This window comes from Phragmitibacter flavus (genome assembly GCF_005780165.1).
Classification (GTDB): domain Bacteria; phylum Verrucomicrobiota; class Verrucomicrobiia; order Verrucomicrobiales; family Verrucomicrobiaceae; genus Phragmitibacter; species Phragmitibacter flavus.
Genome location: NZ_VAUV01000007.1, coordinates 34698 through 48971 on the forward strand (window position 1 = coordinate 34698; position 14274 = coordinate 48971).

The 14274-nt window shown below is 56.7% G+C and carries 14 protein-coding genes and 1 other RNA gene; 8 read left to right on the forward strand and 7 right to left on the reverse strand.

Annotated elements, in window-relative coordinates:
• Positions 1-5 precede the first annotated feature (5 nt).
• Both FEM03_RS10095 and ssrA read right to left on the reverse strand, forming a co-directional pair.
• The gene (locus tag FEM03_RS10095; RefSeq protein ID WP_138086135.1) at positions 6-422 is read right to left on the reverse strand and encodes a hypothetical protein; all 417 of its coding nucleotides are present in this window, start codon (positions 420-422) and stop codon (positions 6-8) included.
• A gap of 196 nt (positions 423-618) precedes the next feature.
• Positions 619-973: a transfer-messenger RNA gene (gene ssrA / locus FEM03_RS10100) on the reverse strand.
• A gap of 165 nt (positions 974-1138) precedes the next feature.
• Here ssrA and FEM03_RS10105 point away from each other — a divergent pair.
• Together FEM03_RS10105 and FEM03_RS10115 are read left to right on the forward strand one after the other, a co-directional pair.
• Positions 1139-1351, forward strand: a complete 213-nt coding sequence (locus tag FEM03_RS10105; protein WP_206170953.1) for a hypothetical protein — start codon at positions 1139-1141, stop codon at positions 1349-1351.
• 443 nt (positions 1352-1794) lie between these two features.
• The gene (locus FEM03_RS10115; protein WP_138086137.1) at positions 1795-2118 is read left to right on the forward strand and encodes a hypothetical protein; all 324 of its coding nucleotides are present in this window, start codon (positions 1795-1797) and stop codon (positions 2116-2118) included.
• A 5-nt stretch (positions 2119-2123) separates the two neighbouring features.
• Here the strand turns inward: FEM03_RS10115 and FEM03_RS24380 are convergent, their stop codons facing one another.
• On the reverse strand, positions 2124-2537 hold the full coding sequence (locus FEM03_RS24380; protein ID WP_166442759.1) for an RrF2 family transcriptional regulator: 414 nt from the start codon (positions 2535-2537) through the stop codon (positions 2124-2126).
• Positions 2538-2649: 112 nt separating this feature from the next.
• Between FEM03_RS24380 and FEM03_RS10125 the strand changes: the two genes are divergently transcribed.
• The gene (locus FEM03_RS10125; RefSeq protein ID WP_138086139.1) at positions 2650-4005 is read left to right on the forward strand and encodes a replication-associated recombination protein A; all 1356 of its coding nucleotides are present in this window, start codon (positions 2650-2652) and stop codon (positions 4003-4005) included.
• A gap of 91 nt (positions 4006-4096) precedes the next feature.
• On the opposite strand, the gene FEM03_RS10130 is transcribed toward FEM03_RS10125, so the two are convergent.
• Positions 4097-4903, reverse strand: coding sequence for a hypothetical protein (locus FEM03_RS10130; RefSeq protein ID WP_138086140.1), 807 nt, complete (start codon positions 4901-4903; stop codon positions 4097-4099).
• Positions 4904-5016: 113 nt separating this feature from the next.
• Between FEM03_RS10130 and FEM03_RS10135 the strand changes: the two genes are divergently transcribed.
• From FEM03_RS10135 to FEM03_RS10150, 4 genes are read left to right on the forward strand one after another with little or no spacing between them, the layout of a single operon-like run.
• Complete coding sequence (locus FEM03_RS10135) at positions 5017-5802, forward strand: YdjY domain-containing protein (RefSeq protein ID WP_138086141.1); 786 nt, start codon at positions 5017-5019, stop codon at positions 5800-5802.
• 33 nt (positions 5803-5835) lie between these two features.
• Positions 5836-7002 (forward strand): prenyltransferase/squalene oxidase repeat-containing protein, encoded by a 1167-nt coding sequence (locus FEM03_RS10140; RefSeq protein ID WP_138086142.1) that lies wholly within the window; start codon positions 5836-5838, stop codon positions 7000-7002.
• 51 nt (positions 7003-7053) lie between these two features.
• Positions 7054-7593, forward strand: coding sequence for a dTDP-4-dehydrorhamnose 3,5-epimerase family protein (locus tag FEM03_RS10145; protein WP_206170954.1), 540 nt, complete (start codon positions 7054-7056; stop codon positions 7591-7593).
• Between the two features lie 4 nt (positions 7594-7597).
• Positions 7598-8641 carry a glycosyltransferase family 2 protein gene (locus FEM03_RS10150; RefSeq protein WP_138086143.1) on the forward strand — a complete coding sequence of 348 codons (1044 nt, stop codon included), beginning with the start codon at positions 7598-7600 and terminating at the stop codon, positions 8639-8641.
• A gap of 8 nt (positions 8642-8649) precedes the next feature.
• Here FEM03_RS10150 and FEM03_RS10155 read toward each other — a convergent pair whose 3' ends face one another.
• A complete protein-coding gene (locus FEM03_RS10155) occupies positions 8650-11388 on the reverse strand; it encodes a helicase-related protein (protein ID WP_138086144.1) in 2739 nt (912 codons plus the stop codon).
• A 216-nt stretch (positions 11389-11604) separates the two neighbouring features.
• Here FEM03_RS10155 and FEM03_RS10160 point away from each other — a divergent pair, with 216 nt between their 5' ends.
• Positions 11605-12342: a PEP-CTERM sorting domain-containing protein gene (locus FEM03_RS10160; protein WP_138086145.1), complete on the forward strand. Its 738-nt coding sequence runs from the start codon at positions 11605-11607 to the stop codon at positions 12340-12342.
• A gap of 26 nt (positions 12343-12368) precedes the next feature.
• Here the strand turns inward: FEM03_RS10160 and FEM03_RS10165 are convergent, their stop codons facing one another.
• Together FEM03_RS10165 and FEM03_RS10170 are read right to left on the reverse strand one after the other, a co-directional pair.
• Entirely contained in the window at positions 12369-13250 is an 882-nt protein-coding gene (locus FEM03_RS10165) for a phosphotransferase (protein ID WP_138086146.1), read from the reverse strand.
• 6 nt (positions 13251-13256) lie between these two features.
• The gene (locus FEM03_RS10170; RefSeq protein WP_138086147.1) at positions 13257-14189 is read right to left on the reverse strand and encodes a hypothetical protein; all 933 of its coding nucleotides are present in this window, start codon (positions 14187-14189) and stop codon (positions 13257-13259) included.
• Positions 14190-14274 lie beyond the last annotated feature (85 nt).

Below are 14274 nucleotides of genomic sequence, written 5' to 3' on the forward strand. Positions count from 1 at the left end.
AGGAATCAGGCTTTGGTGAGTTCGATGACTTCGAGGATGCCGGTGCCGGCTTGCACAGTGACTTTGAAACTGAAACGTTGTCCGCGTTGGATATTGGTGCTGTTGAACTTGGAGGGGACAAGCACGGGGAGAGGGGACTGGCGGTTGCCTTCTTCGGCAAGGACACTGAACAAACGGCCCTGGCTTGAGCTCCAGTTGTCGAGTCGCTCGTCAACGGTGCCCTGAATGCGGTAGGTGTTGTTGCTGAGGGCGTTGGAGTTGTCGAGGTAATCGCGCAGGTCGAGCTCGGTCGTGCCGGTGAAATTGGTGGCAGTGCCCCCGTCGCGAAGCAGCGCAAAACCGCCAATGGCGACGATGGCTATGGCAGCGAGGATGCCGCCGAGTTGGAGAGGACTGAGGGTGGTTTTTGCGCGACGGGCCATGGGATAAGAAGGAGACAAGTGGACGGCCTCAAATGCTGGATGATTTCCCGGTGATAGGAAAGGGAAAATTCATGGTTGGTTTAATGATCGGCGGACTTTCGGCGAAGTTCTCTATCAGCCCATGTGGTCGTCGCGAATCTGCTTGAAACAAGTAAACCGCTCGAAGTGAGCGGTTTACAGCAGTTGGATTAAAAAATGGTGGAGGCGAGGGGAGTTGAACCCCTGTCCGAACCATCATCGATGAAAGCGTCTCCATGCTCAGTGAATGATTTAATCTCGACTCGGGAGCTGCCATTCACAGCATCTCCCTCGCCCAGCGTCCTGTTGATCTCGCCTTGGAACCGGTCGCCCGTTCTGTTGGCCAGCCTGTAAGTAGTCACCCCTCCACTGACCAGGCTTCAGCAGAGGAATGTCGCTGTCAATTAAGCAGCGAGTGCGAGCTCGTTAGAGTTTGCATTTAGAGTTGTTGATTCGATTTTTAACGCGGCCAACGAATCATCCGCGGCATGCAGCCTTCACTTCAGATCGCCCGTCGAAACCAGAACGCCCCCGAATTGAAAGTTGAACGTTTAGGGTATCATGGGTTGGGCGAATGTCAAGAAAAGGTGCAAGGGCGACATGCGTTGGTGGGGGAGGGTCCACGATAGAACAGGTGAGAATCATCATGTAGGGAGCGAATCCTTGTCATTCTTGCAAATCTGAAATACATTTCAGCCATGGTGACGTTGACTGAGATTGAAGCACAGGCTTTGCGGCTACCAGATGGTCAGAGAGCTGTTCTTGCGGCGCATTTGTTGGACTCGCTGCCCGCAGTTTTGCATGATGATGATGGCGGCATCGCTGAAGCGATGCTTCGGGATGCCGAACTTGATCGTGATCCATCCGCCGGTATGACCTTGGAAGAATTTAAAGCTGCTTTTGATCGTTGATGGAGGCGCGGGTCATTTTTCACCCACTGGTCCAGCAGGATATGGATGGTGTGTTGAGTTATTATAGCGAAGAAGCGTCCGTCTCGGTAGCGGATCGATTTTTTCAAACTTTTCTTCGAACCGTTGATCGAGCGTTGTTCAATCCTCAAGGATTTCACTTTGCCAACCGAGTCTATCGCAGAGCTGATGTCGCCGGGTTTCCTTATCATTTTCTCTATCGCGAGATGCCCTATGGGATTCGCATCCTGGTTCTTCGCCATGATCGACGACACCCATCTTTTGGCATGAAACGCCAGTAAGTGCGACTTTAGGCCGATTGCTTTTGAGTGAGGGGGCAAGGAAAGTTGCAAGGGGGCGATGGGTGGTTGGTGACGAGCAGGTTGTGAACACCGAAAGCGAGAAAAGCGCAAAAATCTTTCGGTGAGAGGGGTATTTGTAGACGTATGAACGAGCGGTTTTTGTCCCAAACTTTGAAACACAGCCTGTCTGAATGGACTGATGCCGATGTGGCGGCTTACTACGTTGCGATTGCTCTTGGTTTGGCCCCTGATCCAGGTGGTGAATGGAAGTTTTGGGGAGGCAAAAAATGGGTATTTTGGTCGGCCAATCCTCTTGGAGATGGGTTGTATCGGATTCTTGAAATGCTTACCGAGAACGGTGTGATCGAGAAGGATGGAGAGGAATCGAAGTATCGATGGAATCCGACTTATGATTGGGAACTTTATGTTGGACCCACGGGGCCTGACGTGGTGACGCCATCCGAATAGCGCTATCAGATCTCGAAATTGACGGCGCCTTGGGTTTGTTCTTTTTGCAGAATGTCGGTGATGGTGGTGTTGGTGAGCCAGGTTAACATTTCCTGCTGGAGTTCCATGAAGGCGGATTGCAGGGCGGGGCTTTGCGTGGTGCTGCCGGGGAGGATGTCGAGGGGGCCGTCGACGAGATGGAGGATTTCGCCGATGGTGATTTGGGCGGCGGGTTTTGCGAGTTGATATCCGCCACCGGCACCGCGTCGGCTGTGGAGGATGCCGCCCTTGCGGAGGATGAGGAGGATTTGTTCGAGAAACTTAAGGGGGATGCGTTCGTCGTGGGCGAGGGTTTGGATGGAGAAGGTGGTGCCGGGGGCGCTGCGACAGATGGCGAGCATGGCGCGTAGGGCGTATTCGGCTTTTTTGGAGATTTTCATGGAAGGGGTGACGGAATAATTCCTAGTAAAGCCATAGGGAAAGGGGTTTGCAACTGTGGATCGTTTGGATGTGGTCTTTGCGAAGTGTGGGGTTGAGGTTAGGATGGGGGGAATGTCTGATTTTTTTGAAGCGGCTGATCCGGCGGCGTTGACGCCGGCGCAGGTGCTGGCGGGTGCGCCTCTGCCGGCTCGGATGAGGCCGAGGTCGTTGTCGGAATATGTGGGACAGCAGCACATTTTGGGGGAGGGGAAGCTGCTTCGGCGGGCGATTTTGGCGGACCGGTTTTCGTCGCTGATTTTTTACGGTCCGCCGGGGGTGGGGAAGACGACGTTGGCAAACATCATTTCATTTGAGACGAAGTCACGTTTTGTGACGTTGAGCGGGGTGGAGAGCAATGTGGCGGAGATTCGTCAGGTGGCGGACATGGCGGAGAAAATGCAGCGACTGCATGGAAAAGGGACGATCCTTTTTGTGGATGAGATTCACCGGTTCAACAAAGCGCAGCAGGATGTGTTGCTTCCGCATCTGGAGCGGGGGACGTTGCGGTTCATTGGGGCGACGACTCACAATCCGTTTTTTTACATCAATAGTCCGCTGGTGAGCCGGTCGCAGCTGTTTACGCTGGAGGCGATCGGAGTGGAGGATTTGGAGCGGTTGCTGGAGAATGCAGTGGCGGATGAGGAGCGGGGGTTGGGGAAGTTGAAGGTGGATCTGAAGCCGGAGGCGAAACGTCATATTGCGACGATTTGTGATGGGGATGGGCGCAAATGTTTAAGTGCGCTGGAGATTGCGGTTTTGACGACGCCGCCGGATGAAGAGGGGCGGATTGTGATTGATCTGGCGGTGGCGGAGGAGTCGGTGCAGCAGAAAACCATTGTGTATGATGGGGATGGGGATGCGCATTACGACACGATCAGTGCGTTCATCAAGTCGATGCGTGGGAGCGATCCGGATGCGGCGGTGTATTGGCTGGCGAAAATGTTGTATGCGGGGGAGGACATCCGGTTCATTGCGCGGCGGATTGTGATTTGTGCGAGTGAGGACGTGGGGATGGCGGACAGCAACGCGTTGCGGGTGGCGATTGCGGCGCAGCAGGCGGTGGAGTTTGTCGGAATGCCGGAGGCGCGGATTCCGTTGGCGCATGCGACGATTTACATTGCGACGGCTCCGAAGAGCAACCGGGCTTATGTGGCGATCAATGCTGCGCTGGAGGATGTGAAGAACGGGCGAACCTTGGCCGTGCCGAAGTATTTGCGCAGCACGGCCTATAAGTCAGCGAAGAAGTTGGGGCATGGCGAGGGGTATCAGTATAGCCATGACAGTGAGGAGGGCTATATTCCGCAGGCGTATTTGCCAGAGGGGCGGCGGTATTATGAGCCGTCGGGGAATGGGATGGAGGTGAAAGTGCGGGAGCGGTTGGATTACTGGCGGAAGAGATTTGAGGAGAGTCGGAGCGCTGAAGAGTGATGCAGGTCAAATGGGGAGGGCGCACACATGCTTTCCACTTGTGCCACGCATGGGAAACAAGCTGATCAGTTGAAACTCATGATCAGACGGATCAAACTTCTTCTTTTTTCGCTTCGGTTTCGACCTCGGGTGTGGCTTTTGACTCGGCCTGGGACTCGGTGCCTTCATGCTCTGGTTCTTGAACCTTTTCGATCAGTTCCCCGGAGAAATTTTCCAGCAATCGCGTAAGCACCTTGTCGGCGCCTCCAAACTTGAGATCATCGATGACCGCTTTGCGCGAGGCCGCCTCCTCTGATGGTTTGTAAAAAGCGTAGGCGAGGCCTTTGTTGTCCCACTTGCGTTTGTCGACCTTGAAGACGGAATCGTATCGCACTTCCACCCCGTTTGGCATGACCATGTGTTCGGGATGCCCGATGAACTTCTTGTTCCGGTTCAGCAGTAACAGGATGCCCGTGAAGAATCCGCCCGCCAGCACCACGCCACCCCACCAAAATTGTTGTTCGATCTCCTCGGCACTGTATTTTTTGGGATCAGAAGCCCAGCCATATGGTGCAGCAAAATCGTCCCAGCGCGGTTCCTGCATTTGCGAACTTACCACCCATTGCTTTTTGCGAGCCTCCTCCATCCATAAAGTGATGGCTTCTGGGCCTGCGGCTTTTGCTTCCTCATACGAACCAGCGGCAGGTGGGGTGCCCGTGCCGACCACTTCGCGTTCGAACCACTCTTTGCGCTCCGCGACTTCATTTTTTTTCGGGTATCCCCATTTGCCGTCGTAAATGAAATAAAGGCCCATGCCGATGAACATGGCGGTCAGCAATCCCATGCGACGGTAATACCAGCGCGTCACGTGGCACACGATCGCCCCTTTATCATCTTTCGGCCCGGAAGTTTCGCTCATCCCTCCATTCAAAAACCAGAATCGCCCCATGTGCAAGACAAGATCGCAAGTTCACCGTGAACCTTGCGATGGATAGAGTTGCAAAAACCTTCAGTAATTCATAATCTCGCATCATGACTCGAATATTTCCCCTGCTTCTTTGCCTGTTTTTGGTCGCTGCCGTGGGCGCCCAGGAAGGGGCTGAGTCCCCCCGTCAAATGGCTCCCGATGCCGCCGGAGCCGCCATCGCCACCAGAAAACTCGAAGAGGCCAAACAACGGGTGCAAAAGACCGGGGAGAACCGTTACGAGATCGGGACCATCAAGATCAACAGCAAAACCCGCGAAATCACCTTTCCGGCTACTCTCAACATGACTGAAGGCCTGTTGGAATACGCATTGGTTCATGAAAATGGCAAAACCCATGAGAGTTTGCTCAGCACGAAGGTCAGCCCTACGGAACTCAATCTCGCCCTGCTTCTCGCCAATTATGAAGCCCATCTCGGCGATGCCGCCAAACATCTGCCTGACCTGTTGCCCGCCACCCGCTCTTTGATTGCCCAACCGATGGAAAACCCGGGTGCCAATCGCGTCAACATCACGCTCATCTGGAGCGATAAAGACGGGCGCGAGAAGCGCGTGCCCATGGCCGAGTGGATTCATGACAAAAAGACCGGAAAACCCCTTCTAACTCCCTACTGGTCCTACACGGGTTCGCTGGTGCGCGAGGTCGGTTTCGCGGCTGAATTTGACGGTTCGGTGATCGGCATCTATTTTGACATGATCGCGATGATCAACTGCCCCGTTCCGGGCAATGTCAGCGATGAAGTCTGGCAGGTGGAGACGCAGGACGTGCCTGCGCTTGAAACCCCGATTGTCGTGAGTATCACCCCGTATATCGCCGAGCCCCAAGCTCCCTAAGATCATTCACTTTTCCACGTTAAACCCATCATCATGAAAACTGTCTTTCTACTTTCCTTGATTCTCGCCCTCGGGGGCGCCAGTCCGTGCCTTCATGCCCAGACCAATGGCAATGCTTCGCTCAAGCAGGAGATCCAATTGTCCATCTCGCGTGGACTCGATTTCCTCAAGTCGCAGCAAAAGCCGGATGGTTCATGGAGCCTTTCCGAGGAACCCGCGATTTCCGCCCTCGTGCTCAGTTCTTTTATGGGCGATCCCAATCGTAAACCTTCCGATCCCGTGCCTGCCGAGATCGCCAAAGGTTACGCGCAGCTCCTCAGCAACGTCAAACCTGACGGCGGCATCTACGTGAAAGGTCGCGCGAACTACAATACCGCCATCGCGTTGCTGGCGCTCTCCCTAAATCCGCAGCCTGAATATCAGCAGGCCACTTTGGCGGCCCGGAAATTTGTGATCGGACAACAAAACGATTTCGACAAACCCGGTGAGACCGACAATGCATTTGACGGCGGCATTGGTTATGGCAAACCCGGGCCCAATACCCCTCCGCACGCCGATCTTTCCAACACGCACTTCGCCTTGGAGGCCTTGCATTACTCGAAAAAAATCTTTGAAGACAATGCCCCGCCTGAAGACAAGGAAAAGGATTTGAACTGGGCCGCTGCCATCAAGTTTGTCGAGCGTTGTCAGAATCGTCCGGAATCCAATGACCAGGCCTGGGCCAGCAACGATCCGAAAAATGCGGGTGGTTTCATCTATGAACCCGGCGTCAGCAAGGCCGAAGAGGACAAACTGCCCGATGGCCGTGTTGCCATGCGTTCCTACGGCAGTATCAGTTATGCCGGCATGCTCAGCTTCATTTATGCCGGGTTGACTCCTGATGATCCACGCGTTCAGGCTGCCCAACAGTGGCTGGCCGACAACTACACTTTGGAAGAAAACCCCGGCATGGGCCAGGAAGGCAAATTTTATTATTATCACACCATGGCGAAGGCGTTGAGCGTCGCCAATGTTGACACCTTGACCACCAAAGAAGGCAAGGCCATCGACTGGCGCAACGGTCTGGGAAAACACCTGCTGAACATTCAGAAGTCGGATGGTTCCTGGACCAACGACACTGGTCGCTGGATGGAGAGTGATCCAGTTTTGGTGACGTCTTATATCCTGCTCGCGCTTGAGCATATGTATCGCAGCCTGTAATGCACTGACATCTCGTTTAACCGATCCAGTTGACCAATCAGGCAAAAAGATATGTCCAACCCTGAGTTCAGCGAAGTTAAGCGTGATCCCGCTACCGTTTCAGCCACCGGCCAGCTGTTGACCCAGTTGCCTGATGGTGTGCGGTTTCGTTCCGCCGTCACTCATTTCGACGACCGCGGCAGTGTTTGCGAGCTTTTCGACGAGCGCTGGAGCTGGCATGATGAGCCGCTGGTGTTTTCTTACATGTTTACGCTGCGCCCCAACAAGGTGAAGGGCTGGGGGAAACACATGCTGCATGAGGATCGTTATTTTGTGATGTTCGGGGAGATGGAGGTGGTGATGTATGACACGCGTGAAGATTCGCCGACGAAAGGCTTGCTGGCGCGTGTGCATCTGTCGGAATGGGAGCGCCGGTTGATGTGCATTCCCATCGGCGTGTGGCATGCCAACTTTAATCCCGGGACGAAGGATGCGGTGATTGTGAACTTTCCCACCCAACCTTACGATCACGGCAATCCCGACAAATTCCGGCTGCCTCTGGACACCGATCAAATACCTTATCAGTTTCCTCCCGGGGTGAACGGCTGGTGAGCTTATGCGAGCCACCATCATCTGTCCCACCCACAATCATGGGCACCTGATTCATGCAGCCCTGCGCAGCGCCTTGCGGCAAACGCATCAGGATTTCGAATTGTTTGTCATTGGCGACGGGGTTACTGCGGAGACGCGTGAGGCGGTGCTGGAATCCATGCAGTGGGATCCGCGCTTTCATTTCGTGGAGCGTGAGAAATCCAGCCGGCATGGCGAGACTTACCGTCATGAAGTGTTGCAGCTGCAGGCCACCGGCGAGTTTGTCTGTTACCTCTCCGATGACGATCTGTGGCTGCCGCATCACCTTGGTTCAATGTGCGACGCCCTGCGGCGCTTTGACGTGGCCCATTCGCGCACCCTATGGATTCCGGTGGAAGGGATGATCGGCTCAAGCTTGGTGAACTGGTCGGCGGCATCATGGCGGGAGTGGACATTAAATCCACCGCGCAAAAATGGCGTCGGACTTTCCCAGTGCGGACATCGGATGGATTTTTACCGAACCCTCCCGCATGGCTGGCGCACCACCCCTCCGGATGCCTGGAGCGACCATTACATGTGGCAGCAAATCCTGCGGCAGCCGGGACGGGGAGCGACCGGCACTGGTGATCCGTCCACCATCCAGTTTCCCAGCCCGATCCGGGGTGGGATGACGTTGGCGGAACGTTATGAAGAGATGTGCGGGTGGGAGAAAAAGATGGTGTCTGATCCGGATGCACTGAGTGAAGAGCTGCGCGGATATGCCACGGACTGGGAGGCTGCATCTTATCTCTCCATGGAAAATGAATTGCGATACATGAAGGAGACCACGGTGGTAGATCTTCGCCTGCAACTGCAGCAGTTGCAGCAAGTTCAATGTGAGTGGACGCAGTCGATGGAACTCCAACGACTCGAAATCAATAAGCTCAGACAACGCGAGTCGGCGATGCGCGAAAAATTGATCAAAGCCAAAAGTGACCGTGAAAGGTGGAAGAATCGTTATGAGGGGCTTCCACGCTGGCTTCGTAGCGTGGGCAGACGACTCTCAGGTGGAGGCCGAAAGGGGAGTTAATTTTTCGTTCACGGCATTTGCCAGAGGAGACGGAGGGCGTCCAGTCGCAAGCGCGAGGCTCCGAGGGCGGTTTGGAGATCGGTCTGCTGCTTGCGCATGGCGTCGACCTCGGCGGGTTGCACGTGGTCGTTGAGCTTCTGCAGATCTTCCAGTCGCTCGATCTCAGCTTGAAGCTGGGTGTCCATGGTGCCGGTGGCGCTTTCGACGGCAGCAGTCATGCGCGCGTTGGCGAGGGCTTTCGCTTTTTTCAGCATGTCAGGGACGATCTTTTTCTTCACCACCCCGCGATCAAGCAGTTTGGTAATGTCGCCTTTTTCGAGTCGGGCACTGGCGAGGTCGGCGGTCTCTGTCTGGTCCTTCATGGCATGATCGACCACGATACGGATGGGCAGGGGAGGAAGGAACCGGTCAACATGCAACGCGGCAGGGGCGGGGCATTCAACGACGAAACAAGCTTCGAGCATTAAACCCTCACCACCGGAGGCACGCCAGACGGAGAAGGCGGAGTTGCCGTCTTTTTGTCCGAGAAGATGATCCAGCGCGCCGCGAACGAGCGGATGATCGGTGGTCATGAACGCGATGTTTTCGCGGCTCAGGGCGCGGGTGCGATCAAAGGTGACGGACAGGCCTTCCTCGGGCATGCCAGGAAGGGCATGAGTGGTTTTGTTGCCGGGAGTGATGAGGTAGGTGCGATGGCTGAGGTCCTCAACCTGAAGGCCAAAGCTGTCGAGGATTCTCAGGAAGAAGTCCTCGAATTCGCGGTCGGTGTCCTGCACCTGAATCTGCTCAATGATGTCGCTGGCTTTCTCGGGCTGGCAGGAACTGAGTTCGAGCAGCCGGTCATGTCCAAGCTCCATTTTTTTGCCGATCACCTGGTGTTGTTTGATGGAGTTCTTGATCAGCGCAGTGAGCTTCTTCGCGTCAAATTTTTCGATCAGAGGAGTGAGGGCGGGTTCGAGGGCTTTGACGATTTCAGAAGCGCCGTGAAGGCTTTTCTGAAAGGCATCCAGTCCTTCGTGATACCAGCGCGCAAGGAGTTCGCCGGTGGTGCCTTTGAGGTAAGGGACGTGGATGTTGATGGTGGAAGTCTGGCCGATGCGGTCGAGTCGACCAATGCGTTGTTCGAGCAGTTCGGGGTTCTGCGGGAGGTCGAAGAGGACGAGATGATGGGCGAACTGGAAGTTACGCCCTTCGCTGCCAATCTCGGAACAGATGAGAATGCGGGCGCCTTCTTCGTCGGCAAAGTGGGCGGCGTGTCGGTCGCGTTGCAGGAGGGTCAAACCTTCGTGAAACAGGGCGCTGTTGACGTTAATTTCGCGGAGGAGGCGTTCGTTGAGATCCTCGGCCATTTCACGAGAGTGGCAAATGAGCAGGACTTTGGCTTCGCCGAGGTCTTTGAGCAACTGGGCGAGCCATTTGACCTTGGGCTCGATGAGGTCGTCGTCTTTGGTCGACAGAGGATAGAGATGGGCCTGGCGTTCCGGGAAGTTTTTGAGCGCGGCGCGGGTGTTGCGGAACATGACACGACCAATGCCGAATTCGTCGAGGAGTTCGCTGACGAGAAGATGGCGGGCTTCTTCATTGCCACCAGCGAGATCGGCGCAGTGGCGTTTGATACGCTCGGATTTGCTGCTGAAGAGTTTTTGGTCGGCTTTGCTGAGAGCGCCACCTTCGAGGAGACGGTCGGCGGCTTTGGCGACGTGTTGGTAGTGCTCGGCTTCTTCGAGGAATTTTTCGAGGCTGGCGTAGCGATCGGGATCAAGCAGGCGCAGGCGGGCGAAGTGGCCTTCGGGTCCGAGTTGTTGAGGGGTGGCGGAGAGCAGGAGGATGCCGGGGGCTTTCGCGGCGAGCGCTTCGACGAGGGAGTATTCAGCGCTGGCCTCGGTGGGGGTCCATTCGAGGTGATGGGCTTCGTCGGCAATGATGAGGTCCCATCCGGCGGCGATGGCTTGCGAAGCGCGCTCGGGGCTGTTGGCAAGGAAGTCGAGACTGGCGATGACGAGCTGGCTATCGAGGAAGGGGTTGGCTTCGGCGTCGTTGGCCTGGATGGAGGCGCAGCGGTCTTCGTCGAAAATGCTGAAGAGCAGGTGGAAGCGGCGATAGAGTTCGACAAACCACTGGTTGACGAGCGGCTCAGGGAGAAGGATCAGGACGCGGTCGGCCCGACGGGTGAGGTGCAGCCGGTGAAGGATGAGACAGGCTTCAATGGTTTTGCCGAGGCCGACCTCATCGGCGAGGAGCACGCGGGGGAGGAGTCGAGAGGAGACTTCATGCGCGATGAACATCTGATGGGGCAGCAGGTCGACGCGGGCACCGACGTATCCGCGCACGGGGGAGTGGCGGATGGCGCTGAATTGTTCGAGGGCTTTGAGGCGCAGGTTGAAGGAGGCGGTGTCGTCGATTTGTCCGAGAAGCAGGCGTTCCTCGGGGGCACTGAAGCTGATGGCGTCAGAAAGCTCGGCTTCGGGAAGGTCGCGTTTGTCGGTTTTGTAGGTGAGCAGTCCGTTGCGTTCTTCGATGGACTGCACCACGAAATCGTCCCCGGAATGGGACTGGACGTGATCGCCCTCTTTGAATTGAACGCGCCTCAGTGGGGCGGATTTGATGGCGTATTGGCGGTGTTCGTTGGCGGCAGGAAAGAGCACTTCCACCACGTTGAAGTTGGCTTTGAGAATGATGCCGAGCCCGAGTTCGGGTTCGGTGTCGCTGACCCAACGTTGTCCTGGAACCGGCTTGTCTGTAGGCATTGCGTGATTTGAGGAAAGTGAAAAAATGAGGGGGAGCAGGTTATGCTGGTCTGTGCACGGTGCAATGCTTTTTACATCCCGCATTTGGCGCGTCGCAAATGGGGGAACGGAGGATGGGGTTGAAGGAAGCGGGTTGGGCTGCGCACCCTCGGTTCGCTGGCGATGCAGCATGGTAGTGGTTGACCTGGGGACATGACTTTTCTATGGTGACCTCCAATGAATAGGCTCTTTTATTTATGCGGATTCTTGCTGGCGGGGATTGCCCTGCCGCTGAATGCCGCGGTGTTGCAGCAGCAGATGGCCGGGGTGCTGGCTTTTGAGGCGGAGAGTTTCTCCACCTTGATCAATGGGCCGACGGGGAGCAATTTTTCGATCATTACGACGACATCCGGTGTCAAACCGCTGCCAGCAAACACCAATGCCGTAGGGGCGGCGATCTACGCCAACCGGTCTGGCGGTGCAGAGGATGCGTTTGCCACCTACCAACTGGCATTTACCTCCAACGGGACCTACAATCTCTATGCGAGATATTCGTTCTATGAGGTCAGCACCAACACGGACTATGGGCAGGAGGATTCCTATTACTCGCCTACGGCTTTTGGACAGGCGGCCACGACCACCGGTTCCTGGAGTGCGGAGTTTTTGAGCTTCGGAGGCTACCATCCCACGAACAATCCCAACGAAGGCGCGTTTTTTCTGTGGGATGCGGGTTTGTCCACCTATGTGATCACCGGAGCTTCGGAGGCTGACCCGGTGATGGTGACGTTTACCATTCGCATGCGAGAAGGGGGGACGGCGCTTGATCGTTTTGTGCTGACGACGACGCCTCAGACGATTGCCAACGGGCTCAGTTCGACGCTTGATGCGATGGTTTCAGTTCCCGAGCCTGGCAGGGCCGTGATGGTGATGTTGGGAGCCTTGGGATTGGTGCTGGTGCGGCGACGGAGCCGTTGAAACCGATGAAACGTCGCGACGTTTTTTCAAGATGAGCTGGCGGGAAGTTGTTGCAGCCAGTCGATACGGGCCTGAAGTTTTGCTTTTCGTTCAGGGTTGGGATTGGGGTAGAGGATCGGATACCAGGCGGACATGACGGCGGCGCGGGCGATGAGGCTGTGGTGTAGGGCGGTGGGGTCGATGTGGCCTCCGGCATGACGGTAGGCGCTGAGGATGGTTTCGACGGTGGGGTGGTCGTTGTCGAGAATTTGCGCGTTCCAGATGACGGACGCGAGGTCCCATTCGACGGGGCCGGAGAAGGTGTCTTCCCAGTCGGTCCAGAGCAGGCCGATGGTGGTGTTCATGAGGTTGCCCATGTGGGCATCGCCGTGAAGGGGTTGATGGGGGAAGGTGCTGAGGATTTCGAGAGAAGTGGTGAGGTGGGATTGGAGGAGTTGACGGGTGGGCGAGGGGAAGTCGTTGCGGGTTTGGAGGATCCGGAGGCTTTCGGTGAAGATGGCGAGTTTGGGAAGTGGCTCGGGGAAGGTGGAGAGGATATGGTGGCAGTGATGAAGGGTGCTGCCGATGGCTTGGGGTGCGGGCGGGGTGTTGATGGCGGTGACGTATTGCCAGAAATTGATGGGGTAACCGAGGTGTTGATGGGGGCCGGGTGGGAGGTCGGGATGGAGAGGGATGACCGGGGCACCGTGAGTGGTAAGGTGGTGGGCGATGGCGTTTTCGCGGGCAAACCATGCGGTGCCCTGGCGCGGGCCCTCTTTGTCCTGGACGACACGGGCGACGAGAGTTTCGGTGAGGCGAAGGACGAGGGTGTTGCCGTTTTGGAGGATGTCGCAGCGGTCGGGGTTGATGCCGTGAGCGAGGGCGGTTTCGGTGGCGGAGCGAATGGGGAGGTCGAGTGAGGATGGCATGGAAAATTAGCGCGGTGGCGGGTCGTCGGGAAGGGGTGGGATGCCGGCCCATTCTTGGGCATAGTGGCTGGCGACGCGCAGGATGTCTTGACGCATGGTGTGGATTTCGGGACGGGCACGCGAGAGGGCGAGGATCTCCAGCAACTCGCGGACGAAGTCGTCGGGGGAACCACCATTGGCGGGTTCGCGCAGGAGACGCGCGGTGGCGATCCATGAGCTGAAGCGGACGGCGGTTTCTCCGGCGAGTTCGTAGGAGGGGTCTTCGGCTTCAGGCGTTGCGTTGACTTCGCGGATGAGTTTGGCGAGGTGGCTTCCGCAGGCGGCGACTCCAGCTTTGAGCTCGGGTGCGGGGGGCATGGGCAGTTGGGTGACGAGGCGCAGCGCGTTGACAGCGGTGGGTCGGTCGGGGGAGATGAGGAGGGCGTTGATTTCGGCGATGTGACCGGGCTTGGCGAGGATGTGTTGCAGGGCAGTGGCACGAAGTTTGAGATCACCGCCTTCGCCGGTGTAGGGGAACCACTGGGGGATGGGTGCATTGGGTGGAATGGCGTCGAACAACTCCTGGGCGCGTTGTTTTTGGAGGGTTTCGTGGTCGGGTAGTGGCGATGTTGGCGGGTGGGTTTCGACGTGGGGTTCTGGCTGGCGGGGAGCGAAGAGGCAGGCGACGAGGGCGATCAGAGCGCAGAGAAGGATGTTGGTGCCGCCGGCCCAGACGAGTTCGGTGGCCATGCCAGGTCCGGTTTTGCGGGCGACGATCCAACCGATGATGGTGCCGATGAAGCCGGCGAGCAGGGCGTTGACGACGACAAAATAACCGGAGGCTCCTTCGCGCGAGGGGATGCGATACCAGTCGACGATCCCGAGGGCGACGAGCAGCATGCTGGCGAAGGCGATGATGCCGGCGAGGAGTGCCACTGTGATTGAAATGAGGTGGGACATTGATTGGGAGTTTATTTATGGGGTCTCGCCACGGATTCGGCAACTGGCGTATCAACGAGTTTTTTGCTGATGAGAACTTGCAACG

Bases quoted from the DNA above. Each gene is read 5' to 3' on its own strand.
- FEM03_RS10105 (WP_206170953.1), top strand. From the start codon at position 1,139: ATGGTGACGTTGACTGAGATTGAAGCACAGGCTTTGCGGCTACCAGAT.
- FEM03_RS10155 (WP_138086144.1), bottom strand. From the start codon at position 11,388: ATGCCTACAGACAAGCCGGTTCCAGGACAACGTTGGGTCAGCGACACC.
- FEM03_RS10150 (WP_138086143.1), top strand. From the start codon at position 7,598: ATGCGAGCCACCATCATCTGTCCCACCCACAATCATGGGCACCTGATT.
- FEM03_RS10135 (WP_138086141.1), top strand. From the start codon at position 5,017: ATGACTCGAATATTTCCCCTGCTTCTTTGCCTGTTTTTGGTCGCTGCC.
- FEM03_RS10160 (WP_138086145.1), top strand. From the start codon at position 11,605: ATGAATAGGCTCTTTTATTTATGCGGATTCTTGCTGGCGGGGATTGCC.
- FEM03_RS10145 (WP_206170954.1), top strand. From the start codon at position 7,054: ATGTCCAACCCTGAGTTCAGCGAAGTTAAGCGTGATCCCGCTACCGTT.
- FEM03_RS24380 (WP_166442759.1), bottom strand. From the start codon at position 2,537: ATGAAAATCTCCAAAAAAGCCGAATACGCCCTACGCGCCATGCTCGCC.
- FEM03_RS10125 (WP_138086139.1), top strand. From the start codon at position 2,650: ATGTCTGATTTTTTTGAAGCGGCTGATCCGGCGGCGTTGACGCCGGCG.
- FEM03_RS10115 (WP_138086137.1), top strand. From the start codon at position 1,795: ATGAACGAGCGGTTTTTGTCCCAAACTTTGAAACACAGCCTGTCTGAA.
- FEM03_RS10140 (WP_138086142.1), top strand. From the start codon at position 5,836: ATGAAAACTGTCTTTCTACTTTCCTTGATTCTCGCCCTCGGGGGCGCC.
- FEM03_RS10130 (WP_138086140.1), bottom strand. From the start codon at position 4,903: ATGAGCGAAACTTCCGGGCCGAAAGATGATAAAGGGGCGATCGTGTGC.
- FEM03_RS10170 (WP_138086147.1), bottom strand. From the start codon at position 14,189: ATGTCCCACCTCATTTCAATCACAGTGGCACTCCTCGCCGGCATCATC.
- FEM03_RS10165 (WP_138086146.1), bottom strand. From the start codon at position 13,250: ATGCCATCCTCACTCGACCTCCCCATTCGCTCCGCCACCGAAACCGCC.
- FEM03_RS10095 (WP_138086135.1), bottom strand. From the start codon at position 422: ATGGCCCGTCGCGCAAAAACCACCCTCAGTCCTCTCCAACTCGGCGGC.